At 65.9% G+C, this 22,893-nt stretch carries 23 protein-coding genes; 9 read left to right on the plus strand and 14 right to left on the minus strand.

Annotated elements, in window-relative coordinates:
• Nucleotides 1-17: 17 nt before the first annotated feature.
• The 7 genes from ACFW3F_RS08315 to ACFW3F_RS08345 all read left to right on the plus strand — a co-directional run bounded on the left by ACFW3F_RS08315 (nt 18) and on the right by ACFW3F_RS08345 (nt 5,824).
• A complete protein-coding gene (locus tag ACFW3F_RS08315) occupies nt 18-560 on the plus strand; it encodes an alternate-type signal peptide domain-containing protein (RefSeq protein WP_388056132.1) in 543 nt (180 codons plus the stop codon).
• A 31-nt stretch (nt 561-591) separates the two neighbouring features.
• On the plus strand, nt 592-1,155 hold the full coding sequence (locus tag ACFW3F_RS08320) for a hypothetical protein (RefSeq protein WP_388056134.1): 564 nt from the start codon (nt 592-594) through the stop codon (nt 1,153-1,155).
• Nucleotides 1,152-1,745, plus strand: coding sequence for a signal peptidase I (locus ACFW3F_RS08325; protein ID WP_388056136.1), 594 nt, complete (start codon nt 1,152-1,154; stop codon nt 1,743-1,745). The genes ACFW3F_RS08320 and ACFW3F_RS08325 overlap by 4 nt, the downstream gene beginning before the upstream one ends.
• An 83-nt stretch (nt 1,746-1,828) precedes the next feature.
• Nucleotides 1,829-2,374, plus strand: coding sequence for a SipW-dependent-type signal peptide-containing protein (locus tag ACFW3F_RS08330; protein ID WP_388056138.1), 546 nt, complete (start codon nt 1,829-1,831; stop codon nt 2,372-2,374).
• The gene (locus ACFW3F_RS08335) at nt 2,367-3,674 is read left to right on the plus strand and encodes a signal peptidase I (protein WP_388056140.1); all 1,308 of its coding nucleotides are present in this window, start codon (nt 2,367-2,369) and stop codon (nt 3,672-3,674) included. The genes ACFW3F_RS08330 and ACFW3F_RS08335 overlap by 8 nt, the downstream gene beginning before the upstream one ends.
• A gap of 397 nt (nt 3,675-4,071) precedes the next feature.
• Entirely contained in the window at nt 4,072-4,338 is a 267-nt protein-coding gene (locus ACFW3F_RS08340; RefSeq protein ID WP_388056142.1) for a hypothetical protein, read from the plus strand.
• 115 nt (nt 4,339-4,453) lie between these two features.
• Nucleotides 4,454-5,824 carry an FAD-binding oxidoreductase gene (locus ACFW3F_RS08345; RefSeq protein WP_388056144.1) on the plus strand — a complete coding sequence of 457 codons (1,371 nt, stop codon included), beginning with the start codon at nt 4,454-4,456 and terminating at the stop codon, nt 5,822-5,824.
• Nucleotides 5,825-5,843: 19 nt separating this feature from the next.
• Here the strand turns inward: ACFW3F_RS08345 and ACFW3F_RS08350 are convergent, their stop codons facing one another.
• The 8 genes from ACFW3F_RS08350 to ACFW3F_RS08385 form a co-directional block, all read right to left on the minus strand.
• Complete coding sequence (locus ACFW3F_RS08350) at nt 5,844-6,317, minus strand: MaoC family dehydratase (RefSeq protein ID WP_388056146.1); 474 nt, start codon at nt 6,315-6,317, stop codon at nt 5,844-5,846.
• Nucleotides 6,318-6,347: 30 nt separating this feature from the next.
• Nucleotides 6,348-7,961: a 4Fe-4S binding protein gene (locus ACFW3F_RS08355; protein WP_388056148.1), complete on the minus strand. Its 1,614-nt coding sequence runs from the start codon at nt 7,959-7,961 to the stop codon at nt 6,348-6,350.
• A gap of 47 nt (nt 7,962-8,008) precedes the next feature.
• Nucleotides 8,009-9,478, minus strand: coding sequence for a class I adenylate-forming enzyme family protein (locus ACFW3F_RS08360; protein WP_388056150.1), 1,470 nt, complete (start codon nt 9,476-9,478; stop codon nt 8,009-8,011).
• A gap of 9 nt (nt 9,479-9,487) precedes the next feature.
• Entirely contained in the window at nt 9,488-9,778 is a 291-nt protein-coding gene (locus ACFW3F_RS08365; RefSeq protein WP_388056152.1) for a hypothetical protein, read from the minus strand.
• Between the two features lie 40 nt (nt 9,779-9,818).
• Nucleotides 9,819-10,928: a phosphotransferase family protein gene (locus ACFW3F_RS08370; RefSeq protein ID WP_388056154.1), complete on the minus strand. Its 1,110-nt coding sequence runs from the start codon at nt 10,926-10,928 to the stop codon at nt 9,819-9,821.
• 233 nt (nt 10,929-11,161) lie between these two features.
• Entirely contained in the window at nt 11,162-11,395 is a 234-nt protein-coding gene (locus tag ACFW3F_RS08375; protein WP_388056156.1) for a hypothetical protein, read from the minus strand.
• A gap of 5 nt (nt 11,396-11,400) precedes the next feature.
• Nucleotides 11,401-12,579 (minus strand): amidohydrolase family protein, encoded by a 1,179-nt coding sequence (locus ACFW3F_RS08380; protein ID WP_388056158.1) that lies wholly within the window; start codon nt 12,577-12,579, stop codon nt 11,401-11,403.
• A gap of 70 nt (nt 12,580-12,649) precedes the next feature.
• Nucleotides 12,650-13,912: a cytochrome P450 gene (locus tag ACFW3F_RS08385; protein ID WP_388056160.1), complete on the minus strand. Its 1,263-nt coding sequence runs from the start codon at nt 13,910-13,912 to the stop codon at nt 12,650-12,652.
• A gap of 389 nt (nt 13,913-14,301) precedes the next feature.
• Between ACFW3F_RS08385 and ACFW3F_RS08390 the strand changes: the two genes are divergently transcribed.
• On the plus strand, nt 14,302-15,318 hold the full coding sequence (locus ACFW3F_RS08390) for an ABC transporter substrate-binding protein (RefSeq protein WP_388056162.1): 1,017 nt from the start codon (nt 14,302-14,304) through the stop codon (nt 15,316-15,318).
• A 104-nt stretch (nt 15,319-15,422) separates the two neighbouring features.
• Here ACFW3F_RS08390 and ACFW3F_RS08395 read toward each other — a convergent pair whose 3' ends face one another.
• Together ACFW3F_RS08395 and ACFW3F_RS08400 are read right to left on the minus strand one after the other, a co-directional pair.
• Nucleotides 15,423-15,932, minus strand: a complete 510-nt coding sequence (locus tag ACFW3F_RS08395; protein ID WP_388056332.1) for a thioesterase family protein — start codon at nt 15,930-15,932, stop codon at nt 15,423-15,425.
• 211 nt (nt 15,933-16,143) lie between these two features.
• Nucleotides 16,144-16,908: an SDR family NAD(P)-dependent oxidoreductase gene (locus ACFW3F_RS08400; protein ID WP_388056164.1), complete on the minus strand. Its 765-nt coding sequence runs from the start codon at nt 16,906-16,908 to the stop codon at nt 16,144-16,146.
• A 261-nt stretch (nt 16,909-17,169) separates the two neighbouring features.
• Here ACFW3F_RS08400 and ACFW3F_RS08405 point away from each other — a divergent pair, with 261 nt between their 5' ends.
• Nucleotides 17,170-18,033: a TIGR03619 family F420-dependent LLM class oxidoreductase gene (locus ACFW3F_RS08405; protein WP_388056166.1), complete on the plus strand. Its 864-nt coding sequence runs from the start codon at nt 17,170-17,172 to the stop codon at nt 18,031-18,033.
• Nucleotides 18,034-18,049: 16 nt separating this feature from the next.
• Here ACFW3F_RS08405 and ACFW3F_RS08410 read toward each other — a convergent pair whose 3' ends face one another.
• The 4 genes from ACFW3F_RS08410 to ACFW3F_RS08425 all read right to left on the minus strand — a co-directional run bounded on the left by ACFW3F_RS08410 (nt 18,050) and on the right by ACFW3F_RS08425 (nt 22,892).
• Entirely contained in the window at nt 18,050-19,669 is a 1,620-nt protein-coding gene (locus ACFW3F_RS08410; RefSeq protein ID WP_388056168.1) for a thiamine pyrophosphate-binding protein, read from the minus strand.
• 40 nt (nt 19,670-19,709) lie between these two features.
• The gene (locus ACFW3F_RS08415; RefSeq protein ID WP_388056170.1) at nt 19,710-20,513 is read right to left on the minus strand and encodes a FadR/GntR family transcriptional regulator; all 804 of its coding nucleotides are present in this window, start codon (nt 20,511-20,513) and stop codon (nt 19,710-19,712) included.
• 124 nt (nt 20,514-20,637) lie between these two features.
• Nucleotides 20,638-21,810, minus strand: a complete 1,173-nt coding sequence (locus tag ACFW3F_RS08420; protein ID WP_388056172.1) for an NAD(P)/FAD-dependent oxidoreductase — start codon at nt 21,808-21,810, stop codon at nt 20,638-20,640.
• Nucleotides 21,807-22,892: an acyl-CoA dehydrogenase family protein gene (locus ACFW3F_RS08425; protein ID WP_388056174.1), complete on the minus strand. Its 1,086-nt coding sequence runs from the start codon at nt 22,890-22,892 to the stop codon at nt 21,807-21,809. The genes ACFW3F_RS08420 and ACFW3F_RS08425 overlap by 4 nt, the downstream gene beginning before the upstream one ends.
• Nucleotide 22,893: the final 1 nt, after the last annotated feature.

Genomic DNA, 22,893 nt, shown 5'->3' on the forward strand with positions numbered 1-22,893 from the left:
CGACGAGAGGCGATCACGTGAACAAGAAGGTCACCAAGGGTCTGTTCGCGGCGGTGGCGGCCGTCCTGTTGCTACTCGGCGGTCTGGGCACCTATGCGCTCTGGAGCGACAGCGAGTCCACCGATTCCGGCGATGTCCAGACCGGCACACTCGATCTCGCAGCGGTGAACGCCGGTCAGTGGCAAGACGTCTCGAACCCTGCGACGCCGGTCGACATCGATCCCACCACCTTCCGGATGGTGCCCGGAGACGTCCTGCAGTACACCGCCAGCTATCGGGTCGAAGCGGTCGGTGACAACCTGACGGCCCGCATCACCACCACCGAGCAGGGGACCAACGTCATCCCCGCGGCGCTGGCGGATTGGGTGACCGTCACCAACACCGCGACCTTCGGCGGCGCGGCGATTCCCAGCAGCGTCATCACGACCGCCGACAACGGGAAGACGGTGGATGTCACCGTCAGGGTCGACTTCGACCGCGACACCCCGAATCAGGTCGGGATCAACTCGACGATCAACCTCTCCCAACTGCAGGTGACCCTGCAGCAGGAACGCGCCTGAGACGATCTCGACGATCGAGCGGCGGATACGTATGTCGCGCCAGGTGTTCGGACCCATCGCGGGTTCGGTCGCGCTCGTGGTGGTGCTGATCCTGATCGCGGCGTCGGTGCGCTCGACCGGGGCGTACTGGACCCAGACGGTGTCGTCTGATCCCGGCCAGGTGACCGCCGGTCGACTGTCCCTCTCGACCGGTTCGGGGGCCGACAATGTCTACACGTTTCCCGAACTCACCGGGACGGCCCTCGTGCCTAACCAGTTCCGGCAGGCACCGCTGGCGATCGTGAACACCGGGACCACGCCCCTGCGGTACCGGTTGGCCTCCGCCGGACCGCAGGCGTCCACGACGTCGACGATCGCGGTCACGGTTGCCGGCGCCGTCGGCGGTACCTGCACGGCGACCTCGGCTCTCGGGCCGACGAGCGCTTTCCCGACGCTGTCCGCCGTCAGCACCGTCGCGACCGTCGGGTCGGCGTTTCGCACCCTGGCCGTCGGCGCGCAGGACATCTGGTGCATACGCAGCACGCTGATCTCGGTCACCGGAACGCAACCGGCCACGTACACGCATGTCTTCGGCTTCCGCGCGGAGCAGATATGACGCACCGGCACAACAGCATCGACACCACCGCGGCACCCGATCAGACGCGCACCGGACCGTGGTGGTGGTTCAGCACGATCCTCACCTGGTTGCTCGTGTTCGCCGTGTCCGCCCTGGTCCTCGCGCTCGTCGTGATACCACTGCTCGGCAACGCCCAGCCGTACACGGTGCTGACGGAGTCGATGCGACCCACGTACCCGCCGGGCACCCTGGTCGTGGTTCGTGACGGCGACATGAATCGTCTCCCGATCGGCGAGGCGGTCACCTATCAGATCAGGTCCGGCGACCCGGCCGTCGTCACACACCGCATCATCGCCACCGGCACGGACAGCGAGGGCGGCCGCACCTACATCACGCAGGGGGACAACAATCCGCAACCCGACGCCGAGCCCGTGGAACCCGCACAGATCCGCGGAACCGTGTGGTACTCCGTTCCCTATCTCGGACACGTCAACAACTGGCTCACCGGTGACACGCGCGTGCTGGTGGTGGCCGTGATGGCCGGCGCCCTCGGTCTCTATGCCGTTTTTCAGCTCGTCGGCGCGGTCGTCGACAAGCGGCGCGCGTCTACCGGATCCACGTCGACGTGAGCGCCGGGCGTACGGCTGTGGACCGGGTGGGGCGGGTTCTGCGTTCGGCCCGGCGCCGGGACCGGAGCGGGCAGGCAAGATCAGTGCAGCTTCGTGCCGTGCTGTCGGTCGGGATCGTCCTCGGACTCGGAACGGTCGGCACACTCGCCGCCTGGTCGGCCACCACCACGACCACCTCGGGAACCTTCACCACCGGCACCGTCGATCTCTGGCTGAACGACGTGAACGCCACGGAGGTCACTCCGCTCTCGGTGCCGCTCGGTTCGGCGTTGCTGCCGGGACAATCCGCCGCCGTGCGAATCGCCGTCCAGAGTCGGGGCAATGTCGCCGCGAACTACACGACCAGGGTCCGCGGATCGGGCGCTGCCGGCACCGCGGTTCAGCTCACCGTCGTTGTCGGCGGGACGATCTCGGGATCGACGTGCACCGGTACCCCTGCGGTCACCAGCATGACGCTGACCGGCAGCGACGCCTCGATCCTCGGGACCCGGGGTCCACTCGCGGCCGGGACCGGCACCGAGGTCCTCTGCCTTCAGATCGGGCTGCCCGTCGGGGCATCGAACATCACCCAGACGGCCACCGGCAGCGTGGTCCTCACCTTCGAGGGCACCGGGGTGGCAAGTGTCTGAACACATCACGGCGCCGCGTCGACCCGGGCGCGTGGTCGACGCCGCACTCAGCCTCGGGGCCGTCGCGGGTGTCGTCTGCATGTGCATGGCGCTCGGCGCCGTGTTCTTCGGCATCACACCACTCGTGTTCCGTTCCGGTTCGATGGCGCCGGCCATCCCCAGCGGTTCCCTCGCCCTCGCACGCGACGTCCCCGCCGACGACATCGCACCGGGCGCCGTCGTGAGCGTGATCGCCGACAACGGCAACCGGATCACCCACCGGGTCGCGAGCGTCGAGGAATCCGCCGGCAACTCGGTCTCGCTCGTCCTGAAAGGCGACGCGAACGCCGAACCCGACGCAACGCCGTACGTCGTCACCGACGTCACACGGGTGGTCTTTGATGTTCCCTACCTCGGCTACGCCGTTGCCTGGTCGTCGACCCCCGCGGCTCGGGCAGCAGGGACCATCCTCGCGGTCTGGCTGCTCGTCGCCGTGTTCGGACCACGCCGACGCGGACGCAGCAGCGGCCGGCATCGTGCGTCCGCCACGCCACCCGGCGTCCCCGGACGCGCGGTGCACTCCGGGATGTCGATCGTCCTCGTCGGCGCGCTCTCGTCGGCATTGATCGTCGTGTCGCCTTCCGCCCCCGCACGGGCAGCGGTGACGGACCGGACGGTCGGCCAGGTCACGATGACACTGGGTAGCGCGCCCCGCCCGGCAAGCTTCACCTGTACGACCCAGGGCACGTTGCTGACGAACGCGGTCCTGAGCTGGCCGGTGGTCGCTCCCGCGTTCGGCTACCGACTCGAGTTCCGGGCCACGGCGACCGGTCTCCTGCTGGACACACGCGACATCCCGGCCCAGGCGTCGGGGACCGTGAGCTTCGCGGTCACCACAGGTCTCCTCGACCTGCTGCCCAACTCGTCGACCGTGCACCTCATTTCACGGGTGGGCACCTTCTGGATCTCCCCGAGTCCCACGCTCACCCACCGCATCACCAAAGCTCTGTTGAGCTCCTCGTGCGCGACACCGGGAACGGTGACGAGTCCCGGCGCAGTGGCGGGGCGTCAGGCCCGCTCCGCCCCATCGGGGTCGAGTGAGACAACGACCGATTCCGGGTCGTCGAGTCCGTCTTCGCAGACCTCGGGATCGCAGACTCCGGGATCGTCGTCGACCGAGCCGTCCGGCGATCCGGTACCGCCGGTTGACGGCCTTCCCGCTCCGACGACTGCCCCGACGGCCCGCGAATCCGAAGTCGGACAGGCTGTTCCGGACGCTGCGAGTTCATCCTCGTCGACGGAGGCCGACGGGTATCGATGAGACCGGATCAGACTTACGCAGCAGCGTGATCTGGGTGCGTGTAAATTCATCAGGATGAATGATAGGGTGGCGTGGAGCACACTCGCGACGCCCCCCGCGTCGACTTCGCGTCCGGGACCGCGGCCTCGTCATGGCCGCGCCACGCGTTGACCTGTGCTCACTCTCGCAATCACAGATCACGGGCGGAATAGATGACAGATACGAGAATCGCTCCGGCGACCCGGAATCGAGACCTCGGACCCACTCACCAACCAGGGATCCGTGCCTCCTCTGTCGTCGCGCTCCCCAGGGTCCGGAGCGATGCCGTCCCGACGCGGTGAAGCGATAGCCCGTGCTTCTCACAATTGCGAACTCTGGCGCCCTCCTGCGCGATCGGTCAACGACCACCGAGCTCTGGGTGGTCACTGGACTCGATCATGCACAGCTGCAACGAGAACTGCGTCGGCACGCGATCGGCCATCTCGACCACACACTCGCCAACATCAACATCCTCTGGCTACGCGATCGCTTCAGCAGCTTCGAATGGCGGGTGCGAGTCGACAGGCTGCAACTCCACGCCGAACGCTTCGGTCGGTTCGACGGCCTGCACGTGGCCGCCGGAATCCGCGCACCGCTGTCCCAGCTCCACCCGGGAGCCGCAGCCCGCGTACCGACGTTCGTGTGACGTGGTGACGCGGGTGCCGACGCGAACTACCCGATGACACAGAGCGCCGGCGGCGGGACGTGCCGTTTCAACCCCGATTCACGATTGACAGGACAGGAATAGCATGGCGGAATCGATGGCAGCGACGACGGCCCGGGTCCTCGATCGACTGGCCGGCGGACTACCTGCGCCGGCACTTCGGACAACACCGGCTTCTTGGGCCGGTCGGCTCCGTGACATCGCGCCGTTCTGTGCTGCGGGCGAGCCGCTTGCGCTCGTCACGCCGCACACGACCGACGAGGTCGCGCTCGTGCTCGCCGTTGCCGACGCCGAGCGCATACCCGTGGTGTGCCAGGGCGCCCTGACCGGCGCCGCCGGAGCGGCAAACGCCATCGACGGGTGCATTTTGCTCTCCTTCGAGAAGATGAATCGCATTCTCGAGATCGATCCACTGGAGCAGATCGCGGTCGTGCAGCCTGGAACCGTCAACGCGACCCTTTCAGCGGCAGTAGCCGAGTACGGCCTGTTCTACCCGCCGGACCCGGGCTCGTGGGAAACGTCGACCATCGGCGGAAACGTCGCGACCAACGCCGGGGGCATGTGTTGCGTCAAGTACGGAGTCACCTCGGATTACGTCCGCGCACTCGAGTTCGTCGTGCCCGGCGGGCAGATCCTGCGCACCGGCCGGCGGACCATCAAAGGGGTGGCCGGCTACGACCTCACACATCTGCTGACGGGATCGGAGGGGACTCTTGCCGCTATCACCGAGATCACCGTGTCCCTGCTAGCCGAGCGCGACGTCGCGCTCGCCGCGGTCGGGATGTTCGAGAGCACTCGCGCGGCCGCCGAGGCGGTGGCCGCGATCAAGGCGACGGGGCGACGACCATCAATGCTCGAATTGCTCGACGCTCCCAGCATCGAGATCATCAGTTCATTCCGTGACGTCGGTCTCCCGAACTCAGGCTCTGTCCTTCTGGTCCGGTCCGACCGTGGCGTCCACGCAGCCGATGACATGGCCGTGTTCGAGGCGGCATTTCGGTCCGCCGGCGCTGAGGAGGTTTACGCCGCATCAGATCCCCAGGAGGCAGAGATGCTCCTAGAAACACGGCGCCTCCTGGGACCCGCGATCGCGGCACAGGGCTCCCCCTTGTCCGACGACGTGTGTGTTCCGGTCGGCGCTCTCGCGACCCTGGTCGACGGTGTCGCCGAGATCGGACGACGCCACGGAGTGCGAGCCATATGCCCCGGACACGCCGGAGACGGCAACCTGCATCCGGCGATCTTCTACGATGCCGACAACACCGACCGTGCATTCTCGGCCTTCGAGGAGGTCATGGACCTCGGGCTGTCCCTCGGCGGGACGATCACCGGCGAGCACGGAGTGGGGCTACTCAAGAAATCCTTTCTCCGTCGTGAGCTGTCTGCGCCGATGCTCGATCTGCACCGGAACGTGAAGGCCGCCTTCGATCCACATGGAATCCTCAACCCGGGCAAGGTTTTCGACTGACGGCCAACTGACCCGGCAGTTACCCGACCAGGATGCGAATCGTATCCGCTACGCACGCGGGCTTGTTGGAGCCCTCTACGTGCACGACGAACCGGACCACGAAGCGCTTGCCGGCACGTGTGTCCTGCACATCGGTGAGTGTGGCGGTGGCGCGTATACGGGAGCCGACGACAACGGGGCTGGGGAAGCGTACGGAGTCGAGACCGTAGTTCACACCCATGTCGACGCCCTCGACCGAGTAGATCTGCCAACCGAAGGACGGCAGCAGAGACAGGGTCAGATAGCCATGAGCGATGGTGGCGCCATAGCGTCCCGCCGCCGCGCGGACCGGATCGACATGGATCCACTGATGGTCGCGAGTGGCGTCCGCGAAGTCGTCGACCATCTTCTGGTCGATCGTCAGCCATCGGCTCGTACCGAGTTCTTCCCCGACCGAGTCAGCGAAGGCGTCAACGGATCGAAAGACGCGCGGGCTGTCGGGTTCGATGGTCACGTGGAACTCCTCATCGAGGAAGGCTGTCCCTCACGATTCGCGCGACGCGACGATCGAGCGCTGCTCGTCACGGTTCACCGTTTTCAGTCGCAAACGTCCCGCTGCATGGCCGGACGCTCTCTCGTGCGAATCCAGGTGCCGCCAGTCATCGAAACTCACCGCTTTGGTGAACCTCTCGGCAATGTCATCGGCGACCGCCGGTTCAGCGAGTCGCGCGGCGCCGAAGTCATCGAGCAGCGACGAGACCGTCGCCTTCGCACACCGTCGATTCGTCCCGAGAGCACCCGACGGGCCGCGCTTGATCCAACCGGTGACGTATGCGCCCGCGACGACCTCTCCGTCAATGCGTGTCACGCGTCCTTCGTCGTTGGGCACGACCGCCCGCTCGGCGTCGAACGGCAGGCCCGCGATGGGCTCAGACCGATAGCCGACAGCCCGGACGAGCAGACCACATTCGAGGTCGTCGGCGTCACCGCCGCCCGTGGGGACATAGCGCAACCCCCGCACCGCCGAGTCGCCCACCACCGAAACCGGAGTACGGCAGAAGTCCAGCACCACAATCGGTTCATCGGAGAGCGGGGCCTGCGTAGGCAACTTCTCGATGAGTTCACGTTTGTACAGAGCCATCACCGAGGACTCCGGAGACGGCTCACCGATCTCTTCGCTACGGATAAGCCTGGGCCCCAACGCTTCTCGGAGACCGATCAGTTCAGGTGTGGTGAACGCGGCGACATCGGCGCCACGACGACCCAGCACCCGCACCTCACGGATTCGCGACTCGGACAGCACATCAAGCGAGTGCTCGGCGATGTCGGTCTTCCGCAGGGCATCGACGTCGGAGGCGAGGATACGTGCGACGTCGAGAGCCACATTGCCGTTGCCGACGACGATCGCACGATCCGCCGACAGGTCCGGCTGATGTGCGAGTCCGTCGGGGTGTCCGTTGTACCAGGCGACCAGTTGGGTGGCGGCCATGCTCCCGGGCAGGTCCTCCCCCGGGATCAGCACTCGCCGGTCCGAGGCCGCACCGACGCCGTACAGCACCGCATGGTATCGCTCGGCGAGCTCGGCGAAGCTGATGTCAACACCGACATCGACGTCGAAGAACACACGAACCGCGCGGTGCCGCATCGACCGGGTGAACGCGTCGGCGGCCTTCTTGGTGGACTGATGGTCCGGTGCCACACCGTGTCTCAGCAAACCCCACGGGGTCATGAGCTTCTCGAAGACGTCGATCTGCACGTCGAGTCCGCGCTGCGCGAGTAGGTGTTCCACCGCGTAGCTGCTCGCCGGTCCGGCACCGACGATCGCAACACGCAGCGGGGCCGAGCCTTTCCACGAACGCGCCGGTTGAGCCGCGTACGGCACCTGCTCGTAGTCCAGGTGGGCGGGATCGCGGTAATACACCGAATTGAGCTCGATGAACGGCAGCGACGACTCAGGCAGGTCATAGTCGGGCTCGATCGCGCCCACCGGGCATGCGTCCAGACACGCACCGCATTCGATGCACGCGTCCGGATCGATGTACAGCATCTCCGTGGTCGCGTACTCCGGATCGTCCGGGGTCGGATGGATACAGTTCACCGGGCACACCGGCACGCAAGACGCGTCGTTGCAGCAATTCTGCGTGATCACGAACGTCATGAGGTCACCTGATTCCTTCACTGACCGACAACTCGGTCGCGGGTCCGCTACTGCGCGGCGACCCTCTCGTTCTTCAGCACCCGCCGCAAGAGTTTGCCGGTCTCGTTGTACGGCAACTCGGCTTGCTGGTGGATGTACTGCGGGACGCGAGTGGACCGAAGGCCCTCTCGGACCCACTCTTTCAACACATCGACATCGACGACGCCAGAACCCACTACGAACGCCTCTATCCGCTCCCCCCACTGCGCGTCGGGGATCCCGACGACGGCGACGTCGTCGACACTCGGGTGCGCACGCAGGCGGTCCTCGATCTCGTTCGGAGAGATGTTCTCCCCGCCCCGAACGATGACGTCGTCTGCTCGACCATGCAGGTAGAGGAATCCGTCCGCGTCGAGGTGCCCGTGATCGCGGGTCGGGTACCAGCCGTCGGCACCGATCGCCGAATGACTCAGATACTCGCCTGAGACCTGTTCGCCGCGTACCCAGATCTCACCGGCCTCGCCGGCGGCGAGCACAGTGCCGTCGTCGTCGCGGATCTCGATCTCCACCGAGGGCAACGCTCGGCCGACCGAACCGAGTCGGGCGCGCACCGCAGGATCATCACTGCCGGCCGCTGTTCTGTGATCTTCCGGACCGAGCAGGCTGATGGTGGAACTCGTCTCGGTGAGTCCGTAGGCGTTGACCAGGTCGACGTCGGGAAGCAGTCGCAGGGTCCGCTCGATGACGTCGACCGGCATCCGCCCGCCGCCGTAGGACAGGTGCCGGAGCGACGGCAACGACCGACCGTCGCTCTCGACGACGTCGAGGATGCGGTCGAGCATGGTCGGCACCACCATCGCCTGCGTGACTTCCTCTCGCCGGGCCAGATCGACCCACTGCTGAGCGTCGAAAGCGGTGAGTAGGACGATCTTTCGGCCGGCATAGAGTGACGTGATCATCGAGCTGACGGCTGCGATGTGATACGGCGGTACCGACACGAGGATCGCCTCGCTCGGGTCGGCGTTCAGGAAGTCGACCGTCGACAGGACGTAGGGCACCAGGTGCCGGTTTCGAAGGATCGCGGCTTTCGGTGTGCCGCTGGTGCCACTGGTGAACAGCAGCACGGCCGGGAACTCGCCGTCGGTGTCGGAGAACTCGGCCACACGTTCTGGATCCGGGGACTCGATCGGGTGGACCCCCTCCAAGCCCCGGACACGGGGCGCCGACCGTTCGTCGGTGACCACCGCTACCGGCGCGATGCGGGTCAGCGCCTCGTGCAGCTGCTGATCGGTCCACCGGTAGTTCACCGGGACATAAGACACCCCCGCCACTGCGGTGCCGAAGAAGAGGGCCACGGCCTCGGCCGAGTTCTCACCGACGTAGGCGACGGCCTTCACGTCTCTGTCCTCGATGGCCGCGGCCCAGGCCGTGGCCCGGTGAACCAGATCGTCATACGTCCATCGGACGTCGCCGCCGATGACCGCGGTTCGTTCGCCTGCGGCCTGGGCGACCATCTGCAGGAGCATCGTCACATTCATCCGGCGACCTCAGTCCGACGACGGGAGCTTCTTGGCGGCGAGTTCCGGGAGGATCTCGCCGTCGACGGACAGGCTTCCGCCGCCGGGTTTCACACACAGCACCTGCAGGCCCGACGCCTCGTGCACGTACCGCTTCCCTAGCGCGGTACCACCGTCGAAACCTGTTGCCACGGAGCCAATTTCATTGGCCCGCGCATCCACCATCGGTGCACCGCCACAGGCGAGTTCGATGTCGGCGCCCTTGACCACCATGACCTCGGTGTCACACACCGAACTGAGAAGTCTGCTTCCGGTCTTCATGAGTTACTCGTTTCTAATCGGCGATGAGAAGTGCAGTGGGTCAGACGAGGCCACCGAGCAGCGCGAGCGCTCGACGGGCCAGCGGCGCGACCATCTCGCCCCGCTGCAGCATGCGCGGGTCGGCGCTCTCACCGCGGACCGCTCGCGCGTACAGCTGCTGCAAGATCACGACGGTTCGCCAGCACCCGAAGGCCTCGTACCAGTCGATCTCGGCGAGGTCGAGTGAACTCGTCGACGCGTACCGCTCGACGACCGCACGACGATCAGGGAGGTCGAGCTCACGAGTGGCCGAGGCGGCGACGAACGCCCCGGGATCGTCGTCGGCCAGGGTGTGATCGGGCCAATAGTTCAGCAGGGTGCCGAAATCGGCCAGGGAGTCGCCGAGAGTTGCCATGTCCCAGTCGAAGACAGCTGCGACCCGATCCGGTTCCCCGGCGACGAACTGACAGTTGTCGATTTTGAAATCGTTGTGGACCATGCCCGCACGTTGGGTCCGCGGCAGGTCGCGCGCGAGGCGCTCGGCGACCTCGTCGACCATCGCCCGCGTCTCGGCCGCATCGTCGAGCAACGACTGGTCCGCGACCGCGGCCCAGCGGCGGGCCCATCCGTCGACCTGCCGTCGGAGAAATCCATCGGGCCGACCAAGATCCTGCAGATCACACGCTGCGGGATCGACGTCGTGCAGGTCGGCCAGCGCGTCGATGACTGCCAGACCCACCCGGACGGACGCGTCGGCATCGGTCGAGACCGCCGCCGGGACATGGTCCCAGACCACATGTCCGCGTCGATACTCCGAGACGAAGAACTCGGCGCCGATGACACCGGTGTCCGCGCAGTGCAGGTACGCGCGGGGCGCCCGGGGGTAGACGGCATACAGGCGGGACAGCACTCGATGCTCGCGCGTCATGTCGTGCGCGGCCGCCGCAACCTGACCGAGCGGCGGGCGTCGCACCACGAGATGTCGGTCACCGAATGTCACCCGGTAGGTGAGGTTCGCCGACCCGCGCGGGAACTGAAGCACCGAGAACGGGCCATCGATGTCGGGCATCTGTGCACGGAGGTAAGTCTCCAGCGCAGCCCAGTCGAGGTCCTCCCCCTCGCGGACCGGAGCGACGTCGGAGGTGAACCCTCCTGGGGCGTTCGGCGTCATGCGACACACCCGCGGGTGCCCGAGAGGCGGCCGTGTGTGGCAGGAGGATTACCGATGCGCTGAGTGAACACGATCACAGAATAATTCCTCATGATGATTTAGTCAAGTGCATTCTGGCCGCGTCGACTCGTGGCACAAGACAGCCGACGACTTGCGCCTGGAGACCCGTGATCAGGTAGCCACAGGTCGCCGAGCACTGGTCGCCGGCTGGTGGTGGAGCGCGGGTGCGGACTTCAGTCGGCCCGAGCCAGGTCCGTCGGCCCGGCAGCGATACTCACCCGCACCGCCTCTATCGCGTTGCGACGAGCGACAAGCGCCTCGGCCGCACCCTCATCCGCAGATGCGGCGATCTGCTCGTCGAGCGTGGCGATCTCCGCCTCGAGCCTGCCGCCGGCCTCGTCGATGGTGAGGAGATCTTGCTCCTCCCAATCTGACTCCCCGAGAATCGATTCCGTATCGACAGTCATGGGTGTCACACCTTCCGGGGGAACCTGAAGAGTTCCCGCGCATTCGTCTCGACGATCTTCGTCACCTCGTCGGAGGGGACGTTGTGGAACATCTCCTCGACCACCTTGCGACTGTTGGGCCAATAGGAGTCCGAATGCGGGTAGTCGCATTCCCAGGTCAGGCGGTCCACCCCGATCTCATGACGGTTCTGCACGCCGTACTCGTCGACGATGAAGCAACCCCAGACGTTTCGGCGGAAGAGCTCCGACGGCCGGACCTGCTGGTTCACGTTCTGATAGAAGCGATGGCGCTCCCAGGTCTGATCAGCACGTTCCAGGAGCCAGGGAATCCATCCGATTCCACCTTCGGAGACCGATACCTTCAGGTCCGGATGCTTGTGGAAGACCGGAGAGAACAGCAGATCCGCCACAGAGGCCATCGAGTTGGTCCCCATCAGTGTGGTCATCACCGCCATCGGCGCGTCGTCGGCCGTCAGCGTCACCTGGCCCGACGTGCCGAAGTGTAGACAGGCCACGATGTCTCGGTCGGTCAACTCCGTGAACAACGGATCCCAGTGATCGGAGTGGAACGAGGGATGGCCGAGCTTGGCCGGGTTCTCCGGGAACGAGATCGCCCGGATGTCCCGATCCTCGACACGCTTCAGTTCGTCGATGGACTGCCGAATATCCCAGTGCGGGAGGATGATCATCGGAATGAAGCGGTCCGGGTACGGGGCGCACCATTCGTCCAGAACGTAGTCATTCCACGCCTGCACGCACAGCAATGCGAGCTCACGATCCTCCAGTGTTCCGAACAGCGTTCCGGCGAAGCGTGGGAACGACGGGAACAACGCCGCCGCCTGCACACCGTCGAGGTCCATGTCCTTGACGCGTGCCGCCGGGTCGTAACACCCCGGGATCATTTCTTCGAAACGCACCGGGTCGGTACCGATCTGCTCGCGCGGCTTGCCGGCGACCGCGTTCAGGCCGAGCTGTGCGTACACCTTGTCCTCGAGCATCCACACCTGGTTGCCCTTGCTCACCTGCTGCCCGAATCCGTACTGATCGGTTTCCTCACCGGTGGCCTCGACGATCCGCGGACCGCGATCACGGTACTTCTGCGGCAACCTGTCACGCCACACGTTGGGCCGCTCGATCAAATGATCGTCGACGGACACCAATTGGACATCGTTCTCCAACGGCATGAAATACCCTTCCCTAGCGTTTGATTCTGTTCTCAAGAAGACAGCTTCGCGTCCGCGGCGACCAACTCGCTCACACCGACCAACCCAATTCCAGTCGCTCGAGTCCAACGGTCGGCCCGGCTTCGACGAGACCCTCCGTATTGGTGACCGAGTAGTTCGGGATGCGCTTGTGCCACTCCTCCAGCGCGATCGCCAACTCCGTGCGGACGAGATGCGCCCCGACACAGCGGTGCGGTCCACCCGCGAAGGAGTAGTGGGCGGTGATCTGGCGGTCGAATTGAATTTCGGTCGGATTGTCGAACTCCGCCTCGTCGCGCGACGCCGACGGATTCGCGACCATCACCATGTCCCCCTTCTTCATCGGACAACCATGGAAATCGGTGTCTTCGGCGACCTGGCGCGCAGTCATGACGATGTTGTGGGCCCGCAGGAACTCCTCGACGGCGTTCGGGATGATCTCCGGCTCGCGGACGATCCATTCGCGATCGCTCGGGTTGTTGGCCAGGTGGTAGAACATGTAACTGAGCTGACTCTTCACGGTATCCAGCCCGGCCAGCAAGATCACCTCGGCCATGTTGGTGAACGCCTCGTCGGTGATCAGTTCACCGCGGATCACGGTGGCGGCCAGTATGGAGAAGAAGTCGTCGTCGGCGTTGGCCGGCGGGTTCTCGCGCCGGTCCTTGAAGACTTGGGCGAAGTACTTCTTGATCGCGATCTGAGCCTCTCGCTGATTCAGCGCGTCTTCCCCCAAGTGGCCCAATCCGTCGAACGTCGCCTCAACCCATGCCATGAACACCTCGGTGTGCTCCATCGGCAATCCGACGATGCGCAAGAAGACCTGTGTCGGGAACACTTTCGCGAACTGCTCCAAGAAGTCACACTGCCCGGCGCCGGCGAACTTCTCGATCGTCTCGACGCAGTCCTGCCGTATGCGGTCCTCGTTCTGCTTCACAAAGCGAGGCGAGAACGCGATGTTGAGCATGCGGCGGTACTCACCGTGCAATGGCGGGTCGACCATCGTCGGTATCCAATGCCAATCCGGATTCGGAACCGACGGGATGGTCGCGCTGCTGCTGAAGATCTCCGGCGTCTGATAGGCCTCTCGGACCAAGTCGGATGTCAGCAGCATCCAGAAACCGGGACCATAGGACGAATACGCCGTCGGCGTCTGATTCCGCAGTCTGTCGAACTCCTCGAAGTAGGTCATCGCGGGCCGGGGTGTCGTGTAGTCGAAGTTGACGACCGGGCAGCCGGCAGACTTCGCACGTTCGAGCCTCTCGGCGGCGTCCGCCAGCTCCGCGTCGGTGAGCTGGGTCGTCGTATCAGCACTCATGAGACGTAACCTCCACTGGTCAATCGCACACTGCCCGAGGGGCTGTGAGATGAACGCACCTCGTCACCGAGGGGTGCGCGGGGACCACGCATGCCGAGCGTCGCGGCGAGAGATCAGGCGATCCCCGGCCCCGTGCGGTCGATCTGTCGTGTGATGTATGCACACCGGCGCAGTTGGTGTGTCTCATGCCACACTAATTCCTCATGATGGTTGTGGCAACCCCCGCCTCGGTCGGCCGCTCCCACGCGTCCATGTCGAGGCCCCGTTGTTCGCGTCTCGGACAGAGCTCGAGTCCGACTGTGACGCTTGACACTTCAAATATCATGATGAACACTTCGCTGTGTCGTACATCACTCTCGTCGTCAGCCCGGTAGATCACGGAGGAATTGATGAAGTTGAAGAAGGCGGCGGCACTGGCCGCCACACTCACGATGGCGTGCTCTGTCGCCGCATGCGGAGGCAGTCCGACCTCATCCGGTAGCACCGCCAGCGAGATGCAGGTCATGCTGTACCCGGCTCTCGCTTATCGACTTCCCGTGCTCATCGCGCAGGAGAGGGGGTTCTTCGAGGAAGCCGGCCTGTCGGTGAACGTGGTCGCCCAGCCGAACAATCTGCAAGGCGCACAAGCGCTCACGGCCACCAAGTCGCAGGCTGGTCAGGTGGGCACCGCGACGTTCGCACAAGGCGTTCAGGGAGGTAGCGATGTCCAGGCGTTCTGTGGCGGGATCACGGTTACGCAATCATCGATCGTCGCCGCTGCCGACACCGATCTGCCCGCGGTCGCCGACGGTGCGACGCCGGAAGCGGTGTTCGACGCGCTGTCCGGCCGCAAGATCGGCGCACAGACCCCAGTGGGCAGCGGATTTCAGATCATGCTCGACGCTGCCCTCACCGAGGGTGGTGCGTCGGACTTGACCTGGGTCAACATCGGCGGCAGCAACTCCGTCACCCAGGCGTCGCTGCAGAACGGCAGTATCGAGGTGGCACAGTCGAATCCATCGGGCACGCAGGCGCTGGTCGAGAGTGGTGCCGCCAAGGAGCTGATTTACCTCCCGGACCACAGCGAGCTGTACGGTGAGCTGTACGGAAGCCCTTGGATCGCACCGACGGAGTGGTTACGGAACAACGGCGAGACCGCTCGGTCCTTCTGCGACGCCACTGCAACCGCGCTCGAGTTCATCCTCGATCCCGCGAATCGCGACGAGGCACGTCAGATCCTCATCCGCGACAGCGGGATCAGCGATCCTGCCATCGCCGATGCAGTCCTGGAGACCTATGGCGAGTACTCGTCCGACATCTCACCGGACGCGATTCAGCGTACCTTCGACCGATACACCGAGTTGGGTATCACCAAGCCCGAACCGGAACTCGACGCCGGCGAACTCGTCAACACCGTGGGTCGCTGACCGGTCCGGCACGAGCACCCACGCCGGGCCGCAGGACACACGCTGCCCGGCGTGGGCGGCCGACCTTGCCTCGATCGAACTCGTCGCCGGCGCAACCGGACTGATCACTCACCGAGAATTCGGCGTCGCCACCTGCGTCGACGAGAACCGGACAACGTGCCCCATCGCGGGAACGGCGGCGACCAGGCCAGTGATTCGTGCCGGCGTACGACAATGTCGATCTCATGCGCGATCTCGGGCGCGAACGGTATCGACCCCCGCGTGTCCAGATCGACGCTCACGACAACCGTCCGGAGAACCGTGGTCACCCGTCGCTGTGTCCGATCCACGATGAACGCCAACAAGACCACCGCGCGACTGGACCGGTCCAGCACTCGGACATACACGGCGAGATCGGAATCGGTCCCCATCTCACCGAGGTACGCGAGGTGATGCTCGACAGTGAACACACCCTGATGTGTACGTGTGCGGCGTTCGTCCGTCAGACCACAGGCCACCAGCACCTCGTGCGCACCGTGGGCTGCGATCTCCACGATGAACCGCACACTGAGGTGCCCGTTCCCGTCGATGTGGTCGGACGGGATCCGCCCCACGTCCACCTCATGCAACTGCATCACGTCGTCGACGGCAGGGACCCTTCGACGGCGCCTCACGACGTCTGTATCACAGTCTCGGCGTTGCGATCGACCACGGACACCGCGACTCGCGCGTCGTGGTCGGCAACCGGCGCAATCATCCCGTGCACGACTGACCCCTCGCCCCGGTTCGGGGGGGCGAATTCGCCGGGGGCACTGCGCAATTTCACGAGGTCGGCTCCCGACACGGCTACCGTGGCGCCATCCGGATCGCTCCGTCGAGGCGGATGGTCTCCCCGTTCAGATACGAGTTCGCCAGGATCGACGCGGCGAGCCGACCGAACTCGTCCGGCTTGCCCAGCCGTGCCGGGTTCGGGATGCTCGCCGCCAGCGAGGCCCGCACATCATCGCGAAGACGCGCCAGCAGCGGGGTGTCCATGATGCCGGGTGCGATGGTGTTCACGCGGATCAGCTTGCTGGCCAGGTCACGCGCGGCGACGAGGGTCATGCCGACGATGCCCGCCTTCGACGCCGCGTAGTTGATCTGACCGATCTGCCCCTCGAACGCCGCGACCGACGCGGTCATGATGATCGCACCGCGTTCACCGTCCACCGGTTCGAGTCGCGCCATGCGTTCCGCGCCGAGCGAGAGCGCATGGAACGACCCCACGAGGTTGAGCTTGATGACGAACTCGAAGTCCTCGACCGAACCCGCCTTGCCCTCCTTGTCGAGGATGCGCATACGACGGCCCGCTCCGGCGCAGTGCACGAGTCCGCGCAGGCCCCCGCGGTCGTCGGCGACATCGAGTGCGGCGGCGAACTGTTCACGATCGGTGATGTCGGCGGCGGCGAAAGCAGCTGCGGTGCCGAGTCCGTCGGCGACCGCCTGACCGTCGGAGGTCGGTAGGTCGATCAGGGTGACCAGACCGCCTGCGTCGACGACGCGTTGGGCCGTCGCCAGGCCAAGACCGGACGCGCCACCGGTGATCGCGACCGAGATGCCCTTGAGTTCCATTGTTTCCGATTCCTTCGATGTGTGCGGACGTCCCGCGAGCCCAGAGGCGCTTCGAGAACGGCATGGTTCGCCGTGTCGCCGGACTCCCACGTCGACGGCCCTCGTACCAAACAGGACTGTCGCGCGAGCGATGGACGTGACGGCTCACCGGGAGTGGCACATCCGACCCTAATTCCTCATGATGTTATTGACAAGGAGTGCGGCGAGACCGGTTCCACTTCACGAGCCGGCACGGTCCTCCGACTCCATGAAAGGACGAACGTGCGTATCGGACTATCGGCTTACGGTCTCGCGGCCACCGACATCATCGCTCTCGCCCGCGATGCCGAAGCCGCCGGTTTCGACTCCCTCTGGATAGGCGAGCACATCCTCGCCCCGCGTGCGTATCAGTCGTCACATCCGCAGGCCGCGGCAGCCGTCCGGCATCACAGCACTCCGCATGCGCACGCCGATGTGCGCTTGGTCGATCCACTGTCGACACTGGCAGCCGCCGGGGCGATGACCCACCGGATCACGCTGGCCACCGGGGTCTATGTGGCGCCGCTCAGGCACCCGTTGCAGGTTGCACGTTCGGCGTGCACCGTGGCGGAGATCAGCGGGAACCGGTTGGTCCTGGGACTGGGCGCCGGGTGGCTCGCGGAGGAGTTCGACGCCCTGAACGAGCCATTCGCCGCCAGGTTCCGTCGTCTACGGGACAGCGCCGGGATCATTCGCGAAGCCCTTCGCGGCGGCTGGATCTCACGTCGGACCGGTGAGTATGTGTTCGACCCCGTCCAGATCACCGCCTCCACCACGCCGGTACCGCTGGTACTCGGCGGCAACACCGACAGAGCTCTCCGGCGCTCGGTCGCCCTCGGCGACGGATGGTTGAGCAGCGGTACGCCGACCCTCGAGGAAGCGGTCCTGCTTCGCACCCGCCTCGATGCGGCAATCGCCGAACACGAACGGTCCGCGCCGTTCCGGACGTGGTTTCGTATGCCCGGCGCCGACGCCGAGGAGCTCCACCGATGGCGCGACGCCGGTTTCGGCGACATCGTGATCTGGGCAAATACGGCCTGGCCTGCAGACCACCCCCGGCGCGGTGAAATACTTGCCGAACATGCACTGCGACTTGGTATTCGATGAGGGACCGGTCGTTCCGTCAGTGTCCGGCCGAATCCACCGAATCCGGGTCGAGCTTGATGTCGAGCAGCACGGGTCGGTCACGATTCGGCAGTTCGGCGAGCGCGCGATGAAGGTCGTCGGATGACCGGACCGTGTAGCCTCGCGCACCCAGCGATTCGGCCACCGGGGCGAAGTCCGGCCAGTCGAACGTCGATCGCGTCGGATCGAGGTCCTTTCGGCGGAACTGAATGTGTTCGGCTCCGTAGGCCCCGTCGTTGAAGACCGCGACCACGAGGTCGAGGCCATGACGCACCGCGGTGTTGAATTCGGCGAGCCCGCCGAGCATGAATCCACCGTCCCCGGTGACAAGCAGGGTCGGGCGCTGGGTACCCACCGCCGCTCCGATCGCATTGCCCATCCCGAGACCGATGGAGCCGAAGTTCACGGTGTGCACGTAGTCCCGGGGTTTCTCGACGTGGAACAGTGCGAACGCGTTGAAGATGAACCGGCCACCGTCATAGACCAGGGCGCGATCGCGCGGGAACGCGTTCTCGATGGCGATCATCGCCGAGCGCAGATCAACCGTCCCGTCGCCGCCTCGGTCGACGAAGCCGTCGTCACGACGCTCCGTCAGTCGCGCCGCGAGTTCCGGCGAGGCGAACCCGGTTGACGGAACCTCGATGGCATCGAGCATCTCGACCAGCTCGCCTGCCGTCACCCCGGCATCGCCGAGAACGACGGCGTCGACGGAACCGTTGCGATGCAACGCGTCTCGATCGACATCGACCTGGACCACGCGACGCCCGGCAAGGACGCTGCCTTCCATCGTCGTCCACTTGTTCAACCCGGCACCGAACGCGATCACGGTGTCCGCATCGCCGATGACATCAAGGGCCACCTCATGCGAGATCGTGCCGACGATGCCGATGTTGTGCGGGTCGTCGCGGAAGGAATCACGACCACGCAGTGTGGTGCCGAGAGGCGCCCCGATGCGATGGGCGAGCCGCGCCACGGCAGTCCTCGCCTCAGGGGAATCCACTCCCTGACCGGCCAGCACCAACGGGCGACGGGCGGTGGCGATGACAGCCACCGCATCCTCCAGCGCCTGCTCCGCCGGACGCACTGCCTGGATGGGAGCCCATCTCGGCGACGAGGCCGCGTGCTCGACTGTCTCCCACTGGAATTCGATCGGCACGTTCAGCACGATCGGACGACGTTCGGAAAGTGCGCGACGCACGGCCACCGCGACATCTTCGGCCACGGTGTCGGCAGCCCGCACCTGCTCGAAACCGGCCCCGGTCGGCACCACGACCTCCCGCTGCGCGATGTTCTGGAAGTTGTCCCGGTCGACGACCGCGGTATCGCCGGCCACGAGCAGAACCGGGGTTCGGTCCTTGACGCTCTCCACGAGACCGGTCAGGGTGTTGGTGAGCGCAGGACCGTGCGTCACGCACGCCACACCGAGGCCGCCGGTGACGCGTGCGTACCCGTTTGCCGCGGTGATCGCCCCCGCCTCGTTGGACGTCGAGATGAATTGGGTGTCATCGAGATCCGCGAAACTGTCCATCATGTACAGATTCGCGTCGCCCATCACGCCGAAGATCGTGGTGACGCCCTCGGCGCGCAATGATCTGGCGATGGTCTCGTGGAAGAACATCGTGGGTTTCCTTCTTGTGAGTCGGTGGCGCGGGAGGGATTCAGATCCACTCCACGTCGCCGTCGAGGAGAGTGCCCAGCTGCGCTCGGTTCAGCGCGAGAACACGGGTGAGGTGTTGGTTCATCAAAGCGGCTGCTCGCTCGGAGTCCCCTTCGGAGATCACCTGGGCGAGTTCGAGATGGTCGTCGACGAGCTCCTGATGGATCAGCTTGACGTCACCGACCATCGCCAGATGGTGGGCCACGATCTGTCCGTAGGCACGGAAGGTGACCTGGAAGACGCGATTACCCGCCAGTGCCGCCACGGACCCGTGAAAGCCCTCGTGCCCCGACATGTACACGTCGAGGTCGCCGTGCACGACCTCATCGACCAGTCCGTCGATGTACGGCGCCATGGCGGCTCGGCGCGCCTCGCCATCGGGATTCGCAGCCGCCATCCCGGCCAGGGTCGTTTCGGCGAAAACCCATGTGTCGAACAGTTCGTCGTAGGTCGCGCCGGCGAGATGAAGGTACAGCGCCTCCATGCGGCCGAGATTGGCCGAATCGACCGTGCCGACGATCGGCCCCCCTCCGGGTCCGCGCCGGATGGAGATCATCCCCTGGACCTCCAGCAGACGGAGTCCTTCCCGAAGAGACTCGCGGCTGACCCCGTACTGCGGGAGCATCTCGGCCTCGGACGGCAGACTGTCTCCGGTCTGAAGGCCCTCGGAGCGGATGGTCCGCACGACGGCCCGCGCGACCACCTCCGCAGCCTTCAACGGACGAAGGACCGAGCCGCCGCCCGCAATGGCGATCGCAGACTGACCCGCGGCAGCTTCCCCCGATGTAGCGTTCGCTTCGGTCATGTGTTGTCCCATCTCGTACTCCGCTGATCTGCAGCGTGTCCGCAGTTCAGCTATTCATACCGATGATCTATCACATCGGTAGATGTCGCCGCATGGATTGCGCGACCGCGGCTTCGCGTGCTCGTCAGGGTGGCGTGGTCAGGTCCGTCAGATTCCCCCCGTCCACCCTGTGTCCGTTCGCGATGGCAGCGCGCGCCTGGATCATCGCTCGGGGGAACCCCACCGACAGATGCGCCGTGATGCGCCCCTCGGAGTCGAGCCAGACCGCACCCCAGCGGTCCGTCGTCGGATGCTCCCGAACTATCAGCCGATCGTCTCGGCGATGCTGCCCGACATACTGGATCTTGCGCCCAAACTGATCCGACCAGAAGTAGGGGATGTCGTCGGTCCCCTTGTGGCAGTGCATGATGGACCGTGCAACCACCGCGCCGCCGACAGCCGCCTCATCCCAGTGACCGGTATGGACACGCTGAGACAAGCGGTTGCTCCAACGGCTGGCGACGTCCCCGATCGCGTACACGGCAGGATCGTTCGTCCGGCGTCGGGAGTCGACGCAGACCCCGAACCGGTCGACGTCGAGACCGGCTTCCGTGAGCCAACCGACGTCTGCGCGCGAACCTATACCCACCACGACTGCGTCAGCGGCGAGCAGGGTGCCATCGGTGAGCCGGACGCCGGCGACCTCGACCTCTGCCACGCCGGTGCGCAACCGGAGGTCGACACCTTCCCACAGCGCGGCCAGGCGTAGAGACACGTCCGCGCCGAACGGGCCCACGTGTGGGCCGTCGCCCGCCTCGACGCAGATCACCGAGCAACCCATACCTACTGCAGCAGTCGCGACCTCGGCGCCGATCCAGCCGGCGCCCACGATGACCAGCCGCGCCCCGGGCCGCAACACCGCCGCGAGCTTCTCGGCGTCCTCTCTTGTGCGCAAAGTCAATTGTCCACCCGGTCCGGGGAGGCGGACCGGTGTCGACCCCGTGGCGAGAACCACTGTGTCGTAGCCGATGTCGCCGGCAGTGGTCGCGACGGTCTTCGCGTCGCGATCGAGTCCGGTCGCCCACACACCGCGCCGGACCGTGACCTCGAGGTCGTCGAAGTCGAGTCCGAGGCCGGGGTCGGCGGACTCGGTGAGACATGACTTGCTCAGCGGCGGGCGGTCGTAGGGGTCGTGATCCTCCCCGCCGACAAGGGTGACGCGCCCGGTGAATCCCTCCGATCGAAGTGCGGCGCAGGTGCGTCCACCCCCGATTCCGCCGCCGACCACCAGCACGTGATGGTCGTCTCCCGGAGTCATCGGTGGACACCATGAGTCGACAGGATCCGGTCTGCCAAGCGGTCGGGCGGTCCGAGGAGGAAGTCGTTGCTCCGCGCCTTTCGGAACAACAGGTGAGCATGATGTTCCCAGCTGAAGCCGATACCACCGTGGACCTGTACGTTCTCACCGCTGGCAACGATGGCGGCGCGAGATGCCGCGAGCATGGCCATGGCGGCCGCCTCCGGAAGATCCTCGGGACTGGCGACGGCGGCCCACACCGCGTGCTCGACCAGGGACCGAGCCAGATCCGTCTCGGTGGCGACATCGGCGATGAGGTGTTTGAGGGCCTGAAACGATCCGATGACCCGCCGGAACTGCTCCCGCACGCTCGCGTACTCGACGGAATCGGCGAGGGCTTGTTCGGCGACACCGAGCTGTTCGGCGGCCACCGCCACCAGCGCCAGATCGCGCAGGCGATTCGACAGCGAGTCGGGTACATCGACGGTGATCACCCGCGCCGGGGCATCGGTGAATGTGATGGTCGCGAGATCGCGCACCAGGTCGAGGGCTTCGTGGCGACGGACCGAGGCACCGGCGGTCTCGATCGCGAACCAGGCCGAACCTGCATCCGTCTCTGCTTGCGCGATGACGACGTCGGCATGACCGCCTTCGACGACGAGCCGTGCCTCGCCCGACACTCTCCCCTCGGCATCCGCGGTCAGTCCCGTACCGGTCCACACGGTGCCAATCACGGTGCCGGCGAGGAGGGATGGGAGGAGCTCGGCCCGGGCGGCGACGTCGCCCGATGCGGTCACGGCCTCCACTGCGAGGATCGCTCCGAGCGCAGGGACCGCGGCGGTGCTGCGACCGATTTGTTCCATGAGGACAGCGATCTCGGCCCAGGTGGCGCCTGCGCCGTCGAGTTCCTCCGGGACGGCCAGGCCGAGGACACCTACCTCGCCGACCAGTCGCTCCCACAGTGCGCTGTCGAGCCGGCCGGCGGCGGCTGCGTCGGCGCGGGCGACCACCTCGTTGCGCGGCGTCGCCCGGTGGGTCACTCCGGCAAGCACTTCGGCGAAGTCGGTGCGATCGGCGACGGCCTCCACATCGTCGAGGATCATG

Origin of the sequence: Gordonia sp. NPDC058843, assembly GCF_042743165.1 — a bacterium.
In the GTDB taxonomy this organism is placed as follows: Bacteria; Actinomycetota; Actinomycetes; order Mycobacteriales; family Mycobacteriaceae; genus Gordonia.

Excerpts from the sequence above, each read along its gene's own strand:
- ACFW3F_RS08375 (WP_388056156.1), bottom strand. The coding sequence starts at position 11,395 with ATGACTGTCGATACGGAATCGATTCTCGGGGAGTCAGATTGGGAGGAG.
- ACFW3F_RS08385 (WP_388056160.1), bottom strand. The coding sequence starts at position 13,912 with ATGAGTGCTGATACGACGACCCAGCTCACCGACGCGGAGCTGGCGGAC.
- ACFW3F_RS08410 (WP_388056168.1), bottom strand. The coding sequence starts at position 19,669 with ATGTTCTTCCACGAGACCATCGCCAGATCATTGCGCGCCGAGGGCGTC.
- ACFW3F_RS08360 (WP_388056150.1), bottom strand. The coding sequence starts at position 9,478 with ATGAATGTGACGATGCTCCTGCAGATGGTCGCCCAGGCCGCAGGCGAA.
- ACFW3F_RS08370 (WP_388056154.1), bottom strand. The coding sequence starts at position 10,928 with ATGACGCCGAACGCCCCAGGAGGGTTCACCTCCGACGTCGCTCCGGTC.
- ACFW3F_RS08425 (WP_388056174.1), bottom strand. The coding sequence starts at position 22,892 with ATGATCCTCGACGATGTGGAGGCCGTCGCCGATCGCACCGACTTCGCC.
- ACFW3F_RS08320 (WP_388056134.1), top strand. The coding sequence starts at position 592 with ATGTCGCGCCAGGTGTTCGGACCCATCGCGGGTTCGGTCGCGCTCGTG.
- ACFW3F_RS08325 (WP_388056136.1), top strand. The coding sequence starts at position 1,152 with ATGACGCACCGGCACAACAGCATCGACACCACCGCGGCACCCGATCAG.
- ACFW3F_RS08390 (WP_388056162.1), top strand. The coding sequence starts at position 14,302 with ATGAAGTTGAAGAAGGCGGCGGCACTGGCCGCCACACTCACGATGGCG.
- ACFW3F_RS08365 (WP_388056152.1), bottom strand. The coding sequence starts at position 9,778 with ATGAAGACCGGAAGCAGACTTCTCAGTTCGGTGTGTGACACCGAGGTC.
- ACFW3F_RS08420 (WP_388056172.1), bottom strand. The coding sequence starts at position 21,810 with ATGACTCCGGGAGACGACCATCACGTGCTGGTGGTCGGCGGCGGAATC.
- ACFW3F_RS08395 (WP_388056332.1), bottom strand. The coding sequence starts at position 15,932 with ATGCAGTTGCATGAGGTGGACGTGGGGCGGATCCCGTCCGACCACATC.
- ACFW3F_RS08400 (WP_388056164.1), bottom strand. The coding sequence starts at position 16,908 with ATGGAACTCAAGGGCATCTCGGTCGCGATCACCGGTGGCGCGTCCGGT.
- ACFW3F_RS08345 (WP_388056144.1), top strand. The coding sequence starts at position 4,454 with ATGGCAGCGACGACGGCCCGGGTCCTCGATCGACTGGCCGGCGGACTA.
- ACFW3F_RS08415 (WP_388056170.1), bottom strand. The coding sequence starts at position 20,513 with ATGACCGAAGCGAACGCTACATCGGGGGAAGCTGCCGCGGGTCAGTCT.
- ACFW3F_RS08355 (WP_388056148.1), bottom strand. The coding sequence starts at position 7,961 with ATGACGTTCGTGATCACGCAGAATTGCTGCAACGACGCGTCTTGCGTG.
- ACFW3F_RS08380 (WP_388056158.1), bottom strand. The coding sequence starts at position 12,579 with ATGCCGTTGGAGAACGATGTCCAATTGGTGTCCGTCGACGATCATTTG.